Genomic DNA, 16,077 nt, shown 5'->3' with positions numbered 1-16,077 from the left:
CGAAAGTCTTGCTGGTAGAGCGAACCGCATATGTCGGCGGCACGTCAGCGCTGTCAGGCGGGACGGTCTGGGCCCCCGGAACTGCGATTGGCAAGACCGTCAATACACAAGACACCCGCGCGGCCGTTTCTGAATTCCTTGACAGCGCCGTCGGCCGCCATGGCGATACAGCCTTACGGGAAACATTTCTCGATGCCGCTCCTGAGGTGATCTCAACCCTGTCAGAAAGGACCCAGGTTGCGTTCCGCCCATATCCAAAACATCCCGATTATGAATGGGATCACCCGCATCCGACGCTCAATGGCCGCGCGATCGAGCCCGTCCCCTTCGATACGCGCGCGATGGGCAGGCTGCGCAATGTGATCCGTGCCCCGATCCCCGAATTTACCGTTCTGGGCGGCATGAATATTGATCGCATCGACATCGGTCATTTGCTGAACCGCTACAAATCCGTCGGATCGTTTGCGCATGTTGCAAAGATCGTTTTGCGCTACGCCTGCGACAAGGCGCTTTATGGTCGTCACACACGACTTGTCATGGGCGCGGCCCTTATCGGGCGGCTGCTGGCCTCGGCGAATGATCTTGGCGTCGAAATCGTGTTAGAGACCTCAGCGACGGGCATGGATCTGGACGGGGCAGGGGACGCGCATCTGGCTCTTGTCAGCAGAGACGCCCGAAAAACCGTGCGCGCCAGCGGCGGAGTCATTCTGGCGTCAGGCGGGTTTGGGCGCTCGGCTGAACGCCGCAGGAAATATCTGCCAGAGACCTTGCCCTCTGACAGTCCCTCTGCGCCGGGCCACACGGCCAGAATGCACGACCTGGCCGAAACGCTGGGTGCGGTTTACGGCCAGGGTAACGACCAGAACGCATTCTGGGCACCGTGTTCAATTCGCACGCGTCCCGATGGCAGTCGCGCGGTCTTTCCGCATTTTGTGCTGGATCGTTCAAAGCCCGGATCGGTCTGCGTTGACCGCCATGGTGCGCGTTTCGTCAACGAAACCCGATCGTATCACGCCTTCGGCAAAGCGATGCTGCAAGGCGGCGCGGCCACACAGCACGCGTGGATCATCATGGATGCCAAGGGGATCGCGAAATACGGGCTGGGCATGGTACGTCCGGGCGGCGACGATCTGCGCCCTTATCTCAAGGACGGCTACCTGATCGAAGCGCGCTCGATTGCTGAGCTGGCCGCCAAAACCGGCACTGATGAAACCACCCTGACCGCCAGCATTGATGACATCAACCAGGCCGCAGACGCGGGCCGTGACGACAGATTTGGGCGAGGCGAGTCTCCGTATCAGCGTCACAATGGCGACGCGACAGTCGCGCCGAACCCGACGCTTGGGGTGCTCTGTCAGGCACCCTATTATGCCGTCAAGTTGCAGCCTGCGGACATCGGCACGGCAAAAGGTTTTGCCGCAACACCCAACGCCGAGCTTCTGCGTGCCGACGGCACAGTTATCACGGGCGTCTACGCGGCGGGCAACGATCTTCATTCGATCATGGGCGGCACCTATCCCGGACCGGGCATCACCTTGGGGCCCGGCCTGGTATTCGGTGCCATTGCAGCGCGTCACGCGGCGGCCCGTGCAAAAGATAAAAAAGGAAAATAACGTGCAGCTTAGCGGTGAAACCAAACTCTATCCCATCATCGGGCATCCAATCGCACAGGTCCGTTCGCCCCGATTTCTGACCCAGATCTTCGAGCGCCGCGGCATCAATGCCATCGTGCCCCCGCTGAACGTGCTGCCGGAAAACATCCGGCCGGTGCTGGACACGCTGCGCAAAATAGAGAACGTCGGCGGGATTGTCGTGACGCTGCCGCACAAAATCGACGCTCTGGCGGCCTGCGATGTGGTCTCTGAGCGGGCGAAATTCGCCGGGTCGATCAACGTGATCCACAAGGATGCCCAGGGGCGCTACATCGCCGATAACGTCGATGGTATTGGCTATATGGATGGGGTTCGGGCGCTGGGTTTTGACATTGCCGGCAAACGGGCCCTGCTAATCGGTGTCGGCGGGGCGGGCAGCGCCGTCGCCTATGAGATCCTCGCGCGCGGTGCGGCACATCTGAAAATCGCCGAGCTGAACACCACCCGCCGCGACACAACGATTGCCGCGCTTGAAACGCAATTTCCAGGCAGGGTGGGGGTCGGCAGCGACGATCCGACGGGGGTCGATTTTGTGGCGAATGTAACGCCATGCGGAATGCGCGAAAACGATCCCTTTCCAGCCGATCCAGCAAAAATGAATGCAAACCAGTTCGTCGCGGACTCGATTACCAAACCGGCCGTGACGCCGATGCTTCGGGCTGCGCGCAATCTGGGATGCGACACCATGACCGGGGCGGGAATGTTCGATGCCGAGGCCGAAAGGCTGGTCGATTTTTTGCTGGGTGAGGGCTTGCCCGCACAGTGAAACCCGAAGCGGCGATCCGCTTCACAGAACCGGAGGAAACTCCGAAATCTTAAAATTGGGAGGAAAAACATGAAGAAAGCACTTAGCGCACTGGCGCTTATCGCCACCGGCGCGGCCACGCAGGCCTTTGCCGAATTTCCCGAAAAGGAAATTCAGGGCATCATTCAATGGGGGGCCGGCGGGTCAACCGACACCGTGATGCGCTCGGTTACTCCGCACGCCGAAACCGCCCTGGGCAGCAAGATCGTCTTGCAAAACATGACCGGCGCCGTGGGGGCGATTGCGCTCAATCACGTGGCCGGATCGGATGCCGACGGCTATACCCTGCTGATGGGGGCGGAAAACCCGCAAATGTACAAGGTGCTGGGTCTGGGCGAAACCGACTATAACGACATGGTGCCCGTACGTGTTCTGGCGCGCGGCGTGCCCGTCTTCGTTGCCGGAGCAAACGCACCTTACAACACAATGGAGGAATTCGTCGCCTTTGCCGAGGCCAATCCCGGCGATGTGCGCGTCGGCTCGACCGGGCCCGGAGGGCTGACCTCGATCGTGCTGGCGATGCTGACCAGCCAGGTCAAGCTAGATCTTACCCGTGTCCCCTATGATGGCGATGGCCCCGCGCTGACCGCGCTACAGGGCGGTGCAATCGACGTGATGCCCGTTGCACTTGGCGCGGCTTTTGAAGGTGTGCGCGCGGGCCGTATGAAGGTGATCGGCCTTGTGGATGTCGTCGAGAACGATCTGGTTCCCGGCGTGCCTCCGATTACCCAGGCCTATCCCGGTTTTTCGAACTATCTGCCGTGGGGGCCGTTCTTCGGAGTGTTCGCGCCCGCTGGAACGCCCGATAACGTCGTGGCCAAACTTTCGGCGGCTTTCGAAACAGGGGCGCAGAACCCCGAGTTCGTCGCGCTGATGGAAGGCCGTGGTTTCTCGATCTCCAATATCGGCGGTGCCGAAGCTGTCCAGTTCCTGACCAACTATCGGTCAGTGTCAAGCTGGCTGGTGCATGATGCCGGGTTCGCGAAGAAATCACCCGAAGAGTTCGGCATCGCACGTCCGGGCGAATAGGCTGCCTCTGTTTTGTGAAAACATGGTCGCCAGGCGCGGGTGCGCTCTGGCGGCTTTTTCCCCAAGATGCGGGCTCAGCGGAGGGCGCGATGAAACATATAGACCCGGAACATCATGACGGCACGTCGGATGCGACGCCTGGGGGCGAATTAGACAAGCGGCGTCCGGGCGAGGCCGCATTCGCAGCGGTTTTGCTGGGGGGCAGCGTGGTTCTCGTCTGGAATGCCTACGGGATCGACAATCCTTTCGGTTCGAACGGGCTGTCATCGCCGCGCTCGATACCGCTGGCAACGACCGCCGTGATGCTGGTGTGCGCCGCCCTGATCCTGGTGAAAACCCTGCGCCTGCCGCTTGACCGGGCCGAGACCATTGCGCGGGACATCCTGCCGCCGGTCGTGCTGATCTTTGCGCTCTTTCTTGTGGCTTACGGGATTGTGCTGCGCCCGCTTGGGTTCTTGCCGGCCTCGGCCCTGTTCCTGATTGCCGCGATCAAGATCCTGGCGAAACGGAGCTGGCCCTGGACACTCAGCGTGTCGCTGGGCAGCCTTGCCGTGATCTGGCTGATTTTCCGCATTGTGTTCAGCGTATTGATGCCCGCTGGCATCGTCCCCGAAGCCGAACTGATCCAGTTTTTCCGCAGTCTCGCTTGGGGAGGGCCGGCATGAGCATCTTGATGGATTTCCTTACCGTTTTTCTGCAACCGCAGCTGCTTTTGCTGGTCGGGCTGGGCACATTCGCCGGCGTCTATGTGGGGGCTATTCCCGGTTTGTCGGTTACGATGGCCGTATCGATCCTGATCTCTTTTACCTTTTCATGGGACGTCTATCCGGCGATTTCACTGATGATCGGGATTTACATGGGGGGCGTTTATGGCGGGTCGCGCACGGCGATTTTGTTGAATATCCCCGGTGCGCCCTCGGCCATTGCCACCGCGCTGGACGGCTATCCGCTGGCCCAACGCGGCGAGGCGGGCACAGCCATCGGAGTGACCACCGTCATGTCCTTCATCGGCGGGTTCGTCGGCATTGGCGTGCTGGCGCTGGCGGCGCCTCTGGTCTCGGATTTCGCACTTGGATTTCAACCACGAGACTACATGCTGCTTGCGGTTCTCGGTATTCTGCTGGTGGGCTCGCTCAGTCAGGGATCGCTGCTCAAGGGCATCTTCGCCGGAGCGCTCGGGCTGGCAATTGGGGCCGTAGGGCGCGACCCGCTGACCTTTGCCGAGCGTTTCACCTTTGACATCCAGCTGCTTGAGGGCGGGATTTCCTTCATCGCGGTGATGATCGGGATGTTCGGCGTCTCAGAGGCGCTGTTGCAGCTGCATCATGTCGATAAAGATGCCGTGCGTCAGAAAATCCGCCGCATCGTGCCTTCGCTTACCACCGTCCGCAAACACCTGCCACTGAGCCTGCAAACGTCATCCATCGGAGTGATCATCGGCGCGCTGCCCGGCACAGGAGGCGACATCGCCGCGCTTATGGCCTATGACCATGCAAAACGCGTTACCAAACATCCCAGCCGCCCCTTTGGCGAGGGCGCGATGGAGGGGCTCGTGGCCCCCGAGACCGCCAATAACGCAGTCGTGGGCGGGGCGTTTATTCCGATGATGACACTGGGCATTCCGGGCGATGCAGTCACCGCGATCATGATCGGCGCGCTGTTCATTCACGGGCTTAACCCAGGCCCGATGCTGATGGTCGATCAGCCCGACATGTTCTGGTTCATCGTCGGCTGTCTTGTGGTTGCGAACGTGTTCATGCTGATATTCGGCCTGACTGGGATCCGCTTGTTCACAAAGATTGTCGAAATGCCGCGCTCGGTGCTGATTCCGCTGATCATGCTGCTGTCGATTGTGGGCGCCTATGCGGTGAACAATGCGGTTACGGATGTGTACTGGATGCTCGCCTTTGGTCTGTTTGGATATTTCATGCGCCATTACGGCTATCCGCTGGGGCCTGTAATCCTGGGCGTCATCCTGTCGCGCCTGCTGGACGATAACTGGCGCCGCGCGATCATCTCAGAGCGCGAAGACCTTGGCCGTTTCTTTGCCGGCCTCTTCTCCAGCCCGCTGTCCACCGTTCTCTTTCTGGCGGTTATCGCCATTTTCCTCAGCCAAACCCCGCTATGGTCCAAAGCCCGCATCCGCAAAAAGAGACACGCGCCCCAATAACCCCGCCCCGGACGCGATGGTTTCGGCCCTGGCGTCTTCTGGCGCTGTCTCATTTTCCAGCAGATGAGACAGTTCTCCATCCCCGAAATGCGGCGCTCTGATCGGCTGTACCACAAGCGGTGCACAGCAATCATAGTACCCGCAGAAGCCCGGAACGCGTGCAGTGCATCCACGCGTCCAGGGCTCCAACGGGAGGAATAAAGATGACCAAAGACTACCGCGCGGAATGCGCCGATGTAGACGCGCGCGTGGGTGCCCTGTTCAAAGCGGCCCCCGCAGCGATGAAACCTTATAGCCAACTGGTCAGCGCCGTGTCCGGCGACAAGGCTCTGTCCGGCAAAGTCAAAGAGCTGATGGCGTTGTCGATTTCCATCGCAATCCGGTGCGAGGACTGCATCGTGTTTCATTTGCGCGCCGCGCTGCAACACGGCGCAACGCGGGAAGAGACGATCGAGACGATCTCGGTTGCGATCGAGATGGGCGGCGGCCCGTCCGTCGTCTATGGCAGCCGGGCACTGGCGGCCCTGGATGCGCTGACAGAATGATGATATCTCGGGACGCCGCCTTGCGACACCCGGAAAAAGCGCATCGCAAATCCGCCCCCGGCCCGGCCAAGCCAGACTGGATACGCGTCCGGGTGCCAACGGGCGCTGGGATTGCCCAGACAAATGCGCTGATCCGCGACGCCGGGCTGACCACCGTCTGCCAAGAGGCCAGCTGCCCCAACCTGGGTGAATGCTGGGCGCAGGGCCACGCAACCATGATGATCATGGGCGACACCTGCACTCGCGGTTGCACCTTTTGCAATGTGGCCACCGGACGGCCTCGGGCATTGGACCCGTACGAGCCAGGCCGGGTGGCCAAGGCAGTGGCCAGCCTGGGGCTGCGGCATGTGGTGGTCACCTCGGTTGACCGCGACGATCTGGCAGACGGCGGTGCCGCGCATTTCGTACAGACAATCCGCGCGATCCGCCATTCCACCCCGGACACCACAATCGAAATCCTGACGCCGGACTTTCTCAGGTGCGATCCGGCGGTGATTGATGACGTGGTGGATGCGCGCCCGGATGTGTTCAATCACAACCTTGAAACCGTGCCGGGGCTTTATCCGCAGGTTCGGCCCGGTGCGCGCTATTATCACTCGCTGCGGCTGTTGGATCGGGTCCGGCAGCGCGATCCGTCGATTTTTACCAAATCCGGGCTGATGGTCGGCTTGGGCGAAAACCGCCAGTCCGTATATCAGGTGATGGATGACCTGCGCGCGGCAGGCGTCGATTTTCTGACCATCGGCCAGTATCTGCAACCGACGCCGAAACATCACCCCGTGGCCAGCTACATCACGCCCGAGGAATTCGCAGCCTACAAGACAGCCGCCCTGGGCAAGGGGTTCGCGCTTGTCTCGGCTTCTCCGCTGACACGGTCAAGCTATCATGCGGATGCCGATTTTCAGCGGCTGCAACAGGCGCGATCTGCGACTTATGCTCAACTTGGACAAAAAGAGGAAACCACGCGATAATCAGAAGGCTGGCCGTGGTTCACATCACGCCAAAGGGAGGAAACGAAATGGTTGCCTTGCAACAAAAAACCGCACTGCGCGAGTTGCTTGCGCGGTCCAGGGCGCGCTCGACCCAGAAACACCGGCTGGCGGTCGGCACCCGCGCGCCAATCCTGCGCCTACAGGAAACCGAACTGTCGCCCCGGCGCGAACGCTTTCAGGATCTGATCGGCGGGGCGGCTGCCGAACTGGATCCTTCGACCCTGCTGCCCAGCAAAAGCCGCTATTGCCTGCTGGTCTCGGACGCGGAAGGCGTGGTGCTGGAATGTTACGCTCCCGAGGGCACCGAAACCGAATTTCAGCGGCACGGGCTGACAGTAGGCGGAATCTGGAACGAACGGCTGGCGGGGACCAACGGCATCAGCATCGCGCTGGAATCGGGCAATGTCGTGACCGTATCGGGCGAGGATCATTTCTATCGCTGTTTTTCCCGATTTGCCTGTAGCTCTACCCCGCTGACGGATGCGCAGAACAATCTTATCGGCTCGATCACGCTGGTAGGAGCAGTCGGCCGGCGCCCCGACGAAATCGGCCTGTGCGAACAGACCCTGCACCGGGCCTCGCGCCAGTTCCAGACCCGTCTGTTCCGCAATTACCATTCAGACAAGATGACAGCCCGGCTGATGTCGCGAGACCCCGCCACCCGGCGCTGTTTTGAAACACTGGTGGCCTGCGATGACCGGGGCGATGTGATTTTCAGCCTGCCGCTTTGGCGTGATGATGCGCGCCCCGAGCTCCATCAGAACCTTGTCGGGCGACACCTATCGGAACTGCACGATCTTGAGGTCAGCCTGCGCGGCCCAGCCCGAGTGCCCCCGCGCCGGTATTTCATCAACTCCGGCACGCCCAACGTGCCAGCCCGGCTGGACAAGACCGGCCCACTGGCAGGTTTCGCCAATCAGGGCGCGGCGATGCCCAATCTGGTCGAGCGCGCCCGCAAACTGGCCGCCTACCGCGTTCCGCTGTTGATTTGCGGTGCGCCCGGTGGCGACAGCCGGGAGTTTGCCCAGGCGATTATCGGCGATCTTGGGCTGATCAGCCCCACGGGCGTGACGCTGGATGCCAACAGCCCCAACGCAGACACAAGCGCAACCGAAGCGCTGGATGCAATGCAGTTTCTTGGGGATTATCCGGTGGAGCGGTTCTCGCCGACTTTGGTACTGGAGAATGTCGAACAGCTGGGCGGTGCGGCTCAGGCCCGCCTGAAACAGTTCCTAGAAGCAGACGAGCGGGCAAATGGGGATCGTTTCAATGAGGACCGCGCGCTGGTGCTGTTCACCTCGGATCGGCCCTGGCAGCAGCTTCAGAACGGCGGCATTGTGCAACCGGGCCTGCTGCATCTGATCGGCCAGTCGGTGCTGGACCTGCCCCCTTTGCGGCTGCGCGAAGTCGAGCAGCTGGTCCGCGCGCATCTGGCGCGAGACCGGGCCACGCCGCCGCAGGTCTCGGATCAGGCAATGAGGCTGCTGTGCGACTATGACTGGCCAGGCAATCAGCGTGAAATGCGGGCGGTCCTGCGCGAAGCGCTGATCTGCGGCAATGGCGGGACAATCAATGTAACGGATCTGCCCGACCGGATCAGGGAACAGCCTGCCGAGCCCAAACGCGCGCTGGTCCGGCATTCCCTGCGCGATGCGCTGAACAGCACTGACTGGAATGTTTCGAAAGCAGCCCGGTTGCTGGGGATCAGCCGGGCGACGATCAACCGCTGGATCGCCACAGAAGGGCTGCAACGGCCCGAATGAAAACGGCCAGGCTTGCACCTGACCGCCTTCGGGAGGCACCCGCCTCAGATGTTGCGGGCGTTCATCTGTTGCGCGATATATTCAGCCTGACGAATGGCCAGCGCCACAATCGTCAGTGTCGGGTTACACGCCGCAGAAGAGGTGAACTGACTGCCATCGGACACGAACAGATTGTCGATGTCATGTGCCTGCCCATACGCATTCACAACACCCTTATCCGCCTCTGAGTGCATCCGATTAGTGCCCATATTATGGGTGGCCGGATAGGCAGGCAGCTCATACACATCCGTCGCGCCCACGGATTCATAGATCTGAGCCGAGGTTTCATACATATGCTCGGTCATCTCATAGTCGTTATTATGCGGCGTCTTGGACACGATCGGAACCGGCAGCCCGTGCTGATCAACCTCGCTGTCGTGCAGGGTGATGGCATTGCGTTCCTGCGCCAGATCCTCGCCCAGAACCCAGACGCCCGACATGCGGTCATAGGATTCCAGCGCCCGTGCCACGCTGCGGCCCCAGCCGGTATTCCCCGGCTCTAGGAAAGCGGCCATGAAGGGCAGGCCCAGTGACAGGAATTCCAGGTAATAGCCACCGCTGAATCCGCGCGACGGGTCATGATACACCTCGTCCCCCACAATCCCCGCAACCGAGGTTCCACGGAACATATGCACCTTTTCCGGCAGTACCGCATAAACGCCGCCCGTGGTGTGGTTCATATAGTTTTTCCCCACCTGGCCCGAGCTGTTGGCCAGCCCGTCAGGGAACATTGCCGAGGCCGAATTCAGCAACAGGCGCGGGCTTTCGATTGAGTTGCCGGCCACACAGACCACCCGCGCTTTCTGCAAATGCTGATTGCCTTGTGCATCGGCATAGAGCACCCCGCTGGCCTTGCCCTGCGCGTCATGTTCGATCTTCAGCACCATCGCATCGGTGCGGATTTCGCACAGGCCCGTGTCCTCGGCCTGGGGCAGTTCGGTGTACATGGTTGACCACTTCGCCCCAATCGCACAGCCCTGCATACAGAACCCGATCTGCTGGCAGGACGGCCGCCCGCCACGTTCAACCGAATTGATCGCCATCGGCCCCGAGTTGTAATCGCTACGCCCCGTCCGGCGGCAGCCTTCGGCCAGCACCCGGAACCCGTTGTTCCACGGCAAGTGTGGCATCCCGGTGGTTTTGCCGGTCACGCCCATTTTCAGCTCGGCCTTTTCATACCATGGCGTCATTTCCTCCAGCGAAATCGGCCAGTCTTCGACATTGGCGCCGTCGATAGCGCCGTAATGGCTGCGCGTCTTGAACTCGTACTCTTTAAATCGCAGCGCCACACCGGCCCAGTGAACAGTCGACCCGCCAAAGCCTTTGACGATCCAGGCCGGCAGGGTCGAGTGGTTCACCGCCCCGTGCCAGCCACCACCGGAATAGCGTTTGTCCAGCCAGGAAATCTTGTTGAACATCGCCCATTCGTCATTTTCGATATCGCCCAAGTCAAAGCGCTTACCCGCCTCCAAAACGACCGACTTGATACCTTTGCGGGCCAGTTCATTGGCCAGGGTACCGCCCCCCGCGCCCGAACCGATGATAACAACGACGGAATCGTCGTTCAGATCAAATTGTGCCATGATAGCTCTCCCTTAGTCCTGCACCTGCGCGATGCGCTGTTCCAGGGTCGGCCCCTCGGGCACGAAAGTGATGTCGGAAAAACCGCGATCGATATAGCCGCCGTATTCCGCCGAAGAGCCCTCGTATCCGAACAGCGGCCAGATATCCTTGTTGTCGTAGATGCCGAAATACGCCGTCCAGCGGACGGACTGGAAAAAGCCCTCGTGCTGGAAATGGCGCAACAGCCCTTCGCGTGCGTCCGGATCAGTCACATCAACGTAATCCGTAGCGAAAAGCGCGTGTGACTGCTTATCTATTTCGGCCAGCCCTTCGGTCAGCGCCTTGGCGGTTTCGGCATTCGCCTCGGCGTTCTGCAAGACAGTCGCCGCGATCGCCTCGTAATGCGATAACTGTAAGACACCGGGGTGCGGGTAAATATCCTGAATCATCCGCAGAAGGCTGGCCTTCTGGGGGGCATCCAACGCGCCGGAGGCGGCGAAGGATGCGTTGCCAAGCATGGCACTGGTGGTGATCCCGGCCATGGTTGTTGTCATCAGAAACATCCGTCGGCTCATCCCGGCGCGTGTCTCTTTTTCCGGCCGCAGCCGGTGGAACTGAATGGTCATGGTTTCCTCCCTTTTGGGTTGGTATGCGGCGCTCAGGCCGCCTGGTAATCCCGGCGCATCAGGCTGGTCAGACGGTCCTCCGCCGCCCGAGCCAGCGCACCGGGGAAACTTTCTGGATTGGTGCGCGCGCCGATCAGGTCGGCCAGCGCCACATGGGCCGCAGGGCGCAGCCCGTCGCTGCCCGGAAACGCCGCACGGTGCAGCGCGTCCATCACCGGCCAAAACGCAGCATCGGGCCGGGCCATCAGAATAGCGGCATGGGCCAGAACCACCGGGCCCGTAGCTGCGCTGCGCCAGCGCTGTGCCGTCCCGGCAAGTTTGCGCCCCGCAACCAGGACATTCCACGCCCCATCGCAGAACGCATGATCGCACGCGCCCGTCGTTGCGCGGATGTCGAACCGGCTCAGGGCCTCGGCTACAGCGCCGCAGATCAGGCGATAGCCGTCTTCCAGACGAAACCCCTGCGCGGCGGGCAGTACCAGTGCCAGGTTCAGCGTCCCCGGACCCTGCGGCACAATCCCCCCGCCACTGCGCCGGGTCACAACCGGCCAGCCAAGCCCCCCCACCTGCGCGGCAGCCTGCTGCACATCCGCCTGGCGCATCAGCGCTGCCGGCAGGACAAGCGCGGGCGCCTTGCTGTGCCATAGCAACAGCGCAGGCCGTGCCTGTTGCAACAGCACCATTTCGCGGGCGATGCCGTCAGACGCGGTATCGAACCCGGCGACGATCACGGCGTATAGCCTTCGACCGTCTGGCACAGATCCGTCAGGAAATCGGCCGCAGGCGCGCCGTCGATGGCCCGATGGTCAAAGGTCAGCGACAGCCCCGCATAGGGGCGCCATGCGATCCCGTCTTCGGCGCGCACTGCCGTCTCCACAACCTGCCCGATCCCCAGAATCCCGATCTGAGGCGTATTCAGAATCGGCGTGAACTGCTCGACCCGCGACAGGCCAAGGTTCGATACGGTGAAAGTGCCGGCGGTCATCTCGGCGACGCTCAGCTTGTTGACCCTGGCCCTGGCCGCCAGATCACGGCGCGCGGCGCGCAGCTCGGGCAGACTCATCCGATCCGCCCCAAAAATCGCCGGGGCGGCCAGCAGGTTTCCGGGCAGAGCAATCGCCACGCCCAGATCCACCGATTTCGACAGGGTGATCGAGCGGTCCTTCAGCGTGCCGTTGATGTCGGGGTGGCGGCCCAATGTCTGTACCACCGCCCCAATCAACAGATCCTCGACCGACAGGGCCACGCCTTTGGCTTTGAACGCGGTTTTGGTCGCCAGAAGCGCGCTCAGGTCGGCGCGCGCGTGGTGTGTCAGCTGCGCCGACCCCTGAAGGGACGACAGCATCTTATCCGCGATCATGGCACGCGCACCGCGCAGTGGAACAACGCGGTCATTCTTGTCCGCCACGCCTGTCATGCGATGGATCCGATCACGTCACCCTTGGCAACAACAGCGTCCTGTTCCCTGGTGATCGACAGCGTGCCGCTTGCCGGAGCGCTGATTTCGTGCTGCACTTTTGCCGTCATGATCTCGGCAATCAGCGCGCCTTTGGTAACCTGAGCGCCATCGTCAGCCAGCCATGCGGTGATAACGCTTTCCTCGTCGCCGTCCCACAGATCTGACGGGATGATGATTTCAGTAGCCATATGACAAAGTCCTTCCTTGGCCACTCTGGGATGTTCCAGAGTGGCAGCCATGAGTTTGAGGGTTTGAAGAGATCAGGCCGGGATCGGAGCCTGGCACAGCTCGCGCGCAGCGACGACGATCTTGTCCGCGTTCGGCAGGCAGTGCTGCTCCATCACGCGGGCAAAGGGAATCGGCACATCCGGATAGGCGATGCGGCGCGGCGGGGCCTTCAGATCGGACAGGTTGCTTTCGGTCACCGTGGCGATGATTTCGCCCGACACGCCGAAGCTGTGGTAATCCTCATCCACCACAATCAGGCGCCCGGTCTTGGCCACGCTGACGCGGATGGTTTCGCGATCCAGCGGCACCAGAGAACGCAGATCTACGACCTCGGCGCTAATGCCCTGTTCCTCCAGAACTTTTGCCGCCTTCAGCCCGTGATGTACGCCCTGCGCGATGGATACGATTGTCACGTCCCGGCCTTCGCGGGCGATCTTGGCCTTGCCGATCTCGACCTCATAGGCCTCCTCGGGGACATGCACGATGGCGCCTTTTTCGGTGCCCAGCCAGCCCATGCCCTGCAAGCCCTTGTGATACATGTAGATCACCGGATTTGGATCACGGATTGCTGCCGTCATAAGCCCCTTGGCATCATAGGCGTTGGACGGGCTGACCACCTTCATACCCGGCAGATGGGCAAAACTGCCATAGAGACATTGCGAATGCTGGCCCGCGTCCGAATAACCGCCCCCGGTCGAGGTCATCAGCACCATCGGCACATTGAATTTGCCTCCCGAAAAATAGGTGTTCTTGGCCATCAGATTGTAAATCGCATCAAAGCACACCCCAAAGAAATCGACGAACATCAGTTCGACCACAGGGCGCATCCCGTCCTGGGCCGCGCCGACAGCAGCGCCAATGAACCCGGTTTCCGAGATTGGCGTATCGCGCACCCGTTCTTTGCCAAATTCTTCGGCCAGGCCACGAGTGTTACCAAAAACACCGCCCAGATCGGCAATGTCTTCGCCCATTACAAAGACCCGTGGGTCGATGCGCATTTCCTGTGCCGTGGCCTCGGCCATGGCGCGCGCGATTGTCAGTTTACGTTCGTTTTCCATCTGTTTTCCTCCCTTGCGCGCTCAGGCGAACACGGCTGTCAGTGCATCTTCGGGCTTCGGATCGGGGCTCTGGCGGGCAAAGGCGATGGCCTCGTCCACATCGGCGCGGGCCTTCGTTTCGATCGCCTCCAGATCGGCCTCGGCAAAGCCGTAATCGGCCGCCAGAAGCTGCCGCAGCTTGGGGATCGGATCCTTGGCGAACAGCGCGTCCTTTTCGCCCGCGGGGCGGTAGCCTTCGGCATCGCCCATGAAGTGCCCAGCCAGGCGGTAGGTTTCAATCTCGATCAGAGTCGGACCCTCGCCGTTGCGGGCACGTTCAATGGCCTGACCGGCCACTTCGTAAATCTTCAGCGGGTCGTTGCCGGGGATGTAATGGCCAGGAATGCCATAGGCGGCAGCACGGTCGGCATTACACGGAATGGCGGTGGAATCCTCCTTGGCCACGGAAATGCCCCAGGCGTTGTCTTCGACCACCACAACCATCGGCAGCTTCCAGACGGCGGCCAGGTTCAGCGCTTCGTGAAAGGCGCCCTGATTGGCCGCACCTTCCCCGATGAACGAGATCGCAACCCCAGGCTTACCTTGTAATTTACGCGACAGAGCCGCGCCGGCGGCCGGCCCCATGCCCTGCGCAATGATGCCCGAACAGGCGAAATTCACATCCGCATCAAAGATATGCATATGGCCGCCGCGGCCACCTGACAGGCCGGTGGATTTTCCGAAAATCTCGGCTGCCATCTTTTTCAGATCCACACCCTTGGCAATCGCCTGATGGTGCGGACGATGGGTTGCGGTCACGATGTCCTCGGGGTTCAGGTGCGCGCAGACGCCGACAGCCACCGGCTCTTGCCCGTTGGACAGGTGCATTTCGCCCGGAATCGGCCCGTCGGCCATGTTAAAGACCGGCGTTTTGCCCTCCATGTAGATCTTTTCGATTTCCTCTTCGAAATGACGGCTGGCGACCATCTTTTCGTACATCCAGGCCAATGTGTCTTTCGGTGGTGTCATGATTTCCTCCCATGATTTTCGGTCACGATAGGAAACGGGCGGGATTTGCGCGAAAGGACTTCGCAGCCTTACGCGTCAGCCGCCGGAAATTGTCTCATTTGGGTAGCCTTGAGACACTGCCCGATACATCCCGCGCCGGTTTTTCCGGTCAGAGCCTGCGGGCGTCTTGCTGATCGGCTGGCCTTAGAACGAGCCCCATTCGACGAAACGCAACGCCCGCGGATCAAGCGGAATCGGTGCATGGAAATCAACACCTGACATCGCATAGCCCCGCTGGAAATCCTTGATGTGGCGGGTCATCCAGGTTTCGGCGGCTTTGATGTCCTTCTCAACAATTGCCGCCAGGATGAATTCATGTGCCGCCAGCAACCGATGCCGCGCCTGATTCACTTGTGAATACAGGTTCACCGTCGCCGAAAACAGCAAAGCCCCGATCGGCGCGGTGGACATCGACAAAACCGGATTTTTCGCAGCCTGCGCGATCAGCTGGTGGAACTCGATGTCGTTCTGGATGACGAAATCGTCGTCATAGAGATTCTGCCGCAGGGCCGTCACATTGTCTTGCAGAGCCTGTGCGATCTTGGGGTCGATCCGCTCGGCGGCCAGTTTTGCGGCAAAGGGTTCAAGCTGCATCTGCATTTCCCATAATTCGAAAAAGCTGACCTGCTTCATCCCCAGCGCGCGGGTCACAACCGAGCTGACCGCCGACATCTCTGGCACCGAAACGCGCAGCCGTTTGCCTGCCCCCCGCTGCACAAGCCCCGCATTTTCAAGCGCGCGGATCCCCTCGCGTACGGTCGAACGATGCACACCCAGAATTTCAGACAGCTCGGTTTCGGTGGGCAGCACTTCGCCCGCCGTCATCTGACCATTCAGGATTTGTTCCTCGATCGCTGCCGCGACGCGTTTGTATCCCGGCTCGACCCGGAGATTCGTCAACGAGGATTTCCGGCCTTCAGGTGTCGTCGCCATCGTGATTCTTTCCTTCTGACATCCGCAACGCCCACCATACAGCGCCATTGAAACGGGCTATCGGACAGGCTCGGCAATCTGTTCAGGCAATTGATTACATTTAAACTTCTGACATCTGCACAGCGCCTTGCCATTTGGCTGATGGCGGACCCGTTTTATTTTCGTTGT

16 protein-coding genes are annotated in these 16,077 nt (G+C 61.0%); 8 read left to right on the top strand and 8 right to left on the bottom strand.

The window, feature by feature from the left end; all coding sequences use genetic code 11:
- From ACP15O_RS14335 to ACP15O_RS14300, 8 genes are all read left to right on the top strand, one after another.
- Positions 1–1,613: FAD-binding protein (locus tag ACP15O_RS14335; protein ID WP_425096803.1), on the top strand; the 1,613-nt coding region annotated here is incomplete at its 5' end.
- The gene (locus ACP15O_RS14330) at positions 1,588–2,418 is read left to right on the top strand and encodes a shikimate dehydrogenase family protein (RefSeq protein ID WP_425096802.1); all 831 of its coding nucleotides are present in this window, start codon (positions 1,588–1,590) and stop codon (positions 2,416–2,418) included. The genes ACP15O_RS14335 and ACP15O_RS14330, both read left to right, overlap by 26 nt.
- 69 nt (positions 2,419–2,487) lie before the next feature.
- On the top strand, positions 2,488–3,486 hold the full coding sequence (locus ACP15O_RS14325; RefSeq protein WP_425096801.1) for a Bug family tripartite tricarboxylate transporter substrate binding protein: 999 nt from the start codon (positions 2,488–2,490) through the stop codon (positions 3,484–3,486).
- Between the two features lie 89 nt (positions 3,487–3,575).
- Positions 3,576–4,151: a tripartite tricarboxylate transporter TctB family protein gene (locus ACP15O_RS14320; RefSeq protein WP_425096800.1), complete on the top strand. Its 576-nt coding sequence runs from the start codon at positions 3,576–3,578 to the stop codon at positions 4,149–4,151.
- Positions 4,148–5,656 (top strand): tripartite tricarboxylate transporter permease, encoded by a 1,509-nt coding sequence (locus ACP15O_RS14315; protein WP_425096799.1) that lies wholly within the window; start codon positions 4,148–4,150, stop codon positions 5,654–5,656. Before ACP15O_RS14320 ends, ACP15O_RS14315 begins: the two co-directional genes overlap by 4 nt.
- A gap of 203 nt (positions 5,657–5,859) precedes the next feature.
- Positions 5,860–6,201 (top strand): carboxymuconolactone decarboxylase family protein, encoded by a 342-nt coding sequence (locus tag ACP15O_RS14310; protein ID WP_425096798.1) that lies wholly within the window; start codon positions 5,860–5,862, stop codon positions 6,199–6,201.
- On the top strand, positions 6,198–7,172 hold the full coding sequence (gene lipA / locus ACP15O_RS14305) for a lipoyl synthase (RefSeq protein ID WP_425096797.1): 975 nt from the start codon (positions 6,198–6,200) through the stop codon (positions 7,170–7,172). Before ACP15O_RS14310 ends, lipA begins: the two co-directional genes overlap by 4 nt.
- A gap of 47 nt (positions 7,173–7,219) precedes the next feature.
- Entirely contained in the window at positions 7,220–8,956 is a 1,737-nt protein-coding gene (locus ACP15O_RS14300; RefSeq protein WP_425096795.1) for a sigma-54-dependent Fis family transcriptional regulator, read from the top strand.
- 44 nt (positions 8,957–9,000) lie between these two features.
- On the opposite strand, the gene ACP15O_RS14295 is transcribed toward ACP15O_RS14300, so the two are convergent.
- From ACP15O_RS14295 to ACP15O_RS14260, 8 genes are all read right to left on the bottom strand, one after another.
- A complete protein-coding gene (locus ACP15O_RS14295; RefSeq protein ID WP_425096794.1) occupies positions 9,001–10,578 on the bottom strand; it encodes a GMC family oxidoreductase in 1,578 nt (525 codons plus the stop codon).
- A 12-nt stretch (positions 10,579–10,590) separates the two neighbouring features.
- The gene (locus tag ACP15O_RS14290) at positions 10,591–11,184 is read right to left on the bottom strand and encodes a hypothetical protein (protein ID WP_425096793.1); all 594 of its coding nucleotides are present in this window, start codon (positions 11,182–11,184) and stop codon (positions 10,591–10,593) included.
- 32 nt (positions 11,185–11,216) lie between these two features.
- The gene (locus ACP15O_RS14285) at positions 11,217–11,942 is read right to left on the bottom strand and encodes a lipoate--protein ligase family protein (protein ID WP_425096792.1); all 726 of its coding nucleotides are present in this window, start codon (positions 11,940–11,942) and stop codon (positions 11,217–11,219) included.
- Complete coding sequence (locus ACP15O_RS14280) at positions 11,912–12,601, bottom strand: 2-oxo acid dehydrogenase subunit E2 (RefSeq protein ID WP_425096791.1); 690 nt, start codon at positions 12,599–12,601, stop codon at positions 11,912–11,914. The genes ACP15O_RS14285 and ACP15O_RS14280 overlap by 31 nt, the downstream gene beginning before the upstream one ends.
- A complete protein-coding gene (locus ACP15O_RS14275; RefSeq protein ID WP_425096790.1) occupies positions 12,598–12,831 on the bottom strand; it encodes a biotin/lipoyl-containing protein in 234 nt (77 codons plus the stop codon). Before ACP15O_RS14275 ends, ACP15O_RS14280 begins: the two co-directional genes overlap by 4 nt.
- Positions 12,832–12,903: 72 nt before the next feature.
- A complete protein-coding gene (locus ACP15O_RS14270; protein ID WP_425096789.1) occupies positions 12,904–13,929 on the bottom strand; it encodes an alpha-ketoacid dehydrogenase subunit beta in 1,026 nt (341 codons plus the stop codon).
- 21 nt (positions 13,930–13,950) lie between these two features.
- Positions 13,951–14,937, bottom strand: coding sequence for a thiamine pyrophosphate-dependent dehydrogenase E1 component subunit alpha (locus ACP15O_RS14265; protein WP_425096788.1), 987 nt, complete (start codon positions 14,935–14,937; stop codon positions 13,951–13,953).
- A 183-nt stretch (positions 14,938–15,120) separates the two neighbouring features.
- Positions 15,121–15,909 (bottom strand): FadR/GntR family transcriptional regulator, encoded by a 789-nt coding sequence (locus tag ACP15O_RS14260; RefSeq protein WP_425096787.1) that lies wholly within the window; start codon positions 15,907–15,909, stop codon positions 15,121–15,123.
- Positions 15,910–16,077 lie beyond the last annotated feature (168 nt).

Source organism: Youngimonas ophiurae (nom. illeg.), from assembly GCF_049803795.1.
Lineage (GTDB): Bacteria > Pseudomonadota > Alphaproteobacteria > Rhodobacterales > Rhodobacteraceae > Thalassobius.
This window is presented reverse-complemented; position numbering and strand designations above follow the sequence as displayed.

Coding starts and splice junctions, on each gene's coding strand:
- ACP15O_RS14325 (WP_425096801.1), top strand. CDS start 2,488: ATGAAGAAAGCACTTAGCGCACTGGCGCTTATCGCCACCGGCGCGGCC.
- ACP15O_RS14320 (WP_425096800.1), top strand. CDS start 3,576: ATGAAACATATAGACCCGGAACATCATGACGGCACGTCGGATGCGACG.
- ACP15O_RS14315 (WP_425096799.1), top strand. CDS start 4,148: ATGAGCATCTTGATGGATTTCCTTACCGTTTTTCTGCAACCGCAGCTG.
- ACP15O_RS14310 (WP_425096798.1), top strand. CDS start 5,860: ATGACCAAAGACTACCGCGCGGAATGCGCCGATGTAGACGCGCGCGTG.
- lipA (WP_425096797.1), top strand. CDS start 6,198: ATGATGATATCTCGGGACGCCGCCTTGCGACACCCGGAAAAAGCGCAT.
- ACP15O_RS14300 (WP_425096795.1), top strand. CDS start 7,220: ATGGTTGCCTTGCAACAAAAAACCGCACTGCGCGAGTTGCTTGCGCGG.
- ACP15O_RS14295 (WP_425096794.1), bottom strand. CDS start 10,578: ATGGCACAATTTGATCTGAACGACGATTCCGTCGTTGTTATCATCGGT.
- ACP15O_RS14290 (WP_425096793.1), bottom strand. CDS start 11,184: ATGACCATTCAGTTCCACCGGCTGCGGCCGGAAAAAGAGACACGCGCC.
- ACP15O_RS14280 (WP_425096791.1), bottom strand. CDS start 12,601: ATGACAGGCGTGGCGGACAAGAATGACCGCGTTGTTCCACTGCGCGGT.
- ACP15O_RS14275 (WP_425096790.1), bottom strand. CDS start 12,831: ATGGCTACTGAAATCATCATCCCGTCAGATCTGTGGGACGGCGACGAG.
- ACP15O_RS14270 (WP_425096789.1), bottom strand. CDS start 13,929: ATGGAAAACGAACGTAAACTGACAATCGCGCGCGCCATGGCCGAGGCC.
- ACP15O_RS14265 (WP_425096788.1), bottom strand. CDS start 14,937: ATGACACCACCGAAAGACACATTGGCCTGGATGTACGAAAAGATGGTC.
- ACP15O_RS14260 (WP_425096787.1), bottom strand. CDS start 15,909: ATGGCGACGACACCTGAAGGCCGGAAATCCTCGTTGACGAATCTCCGG.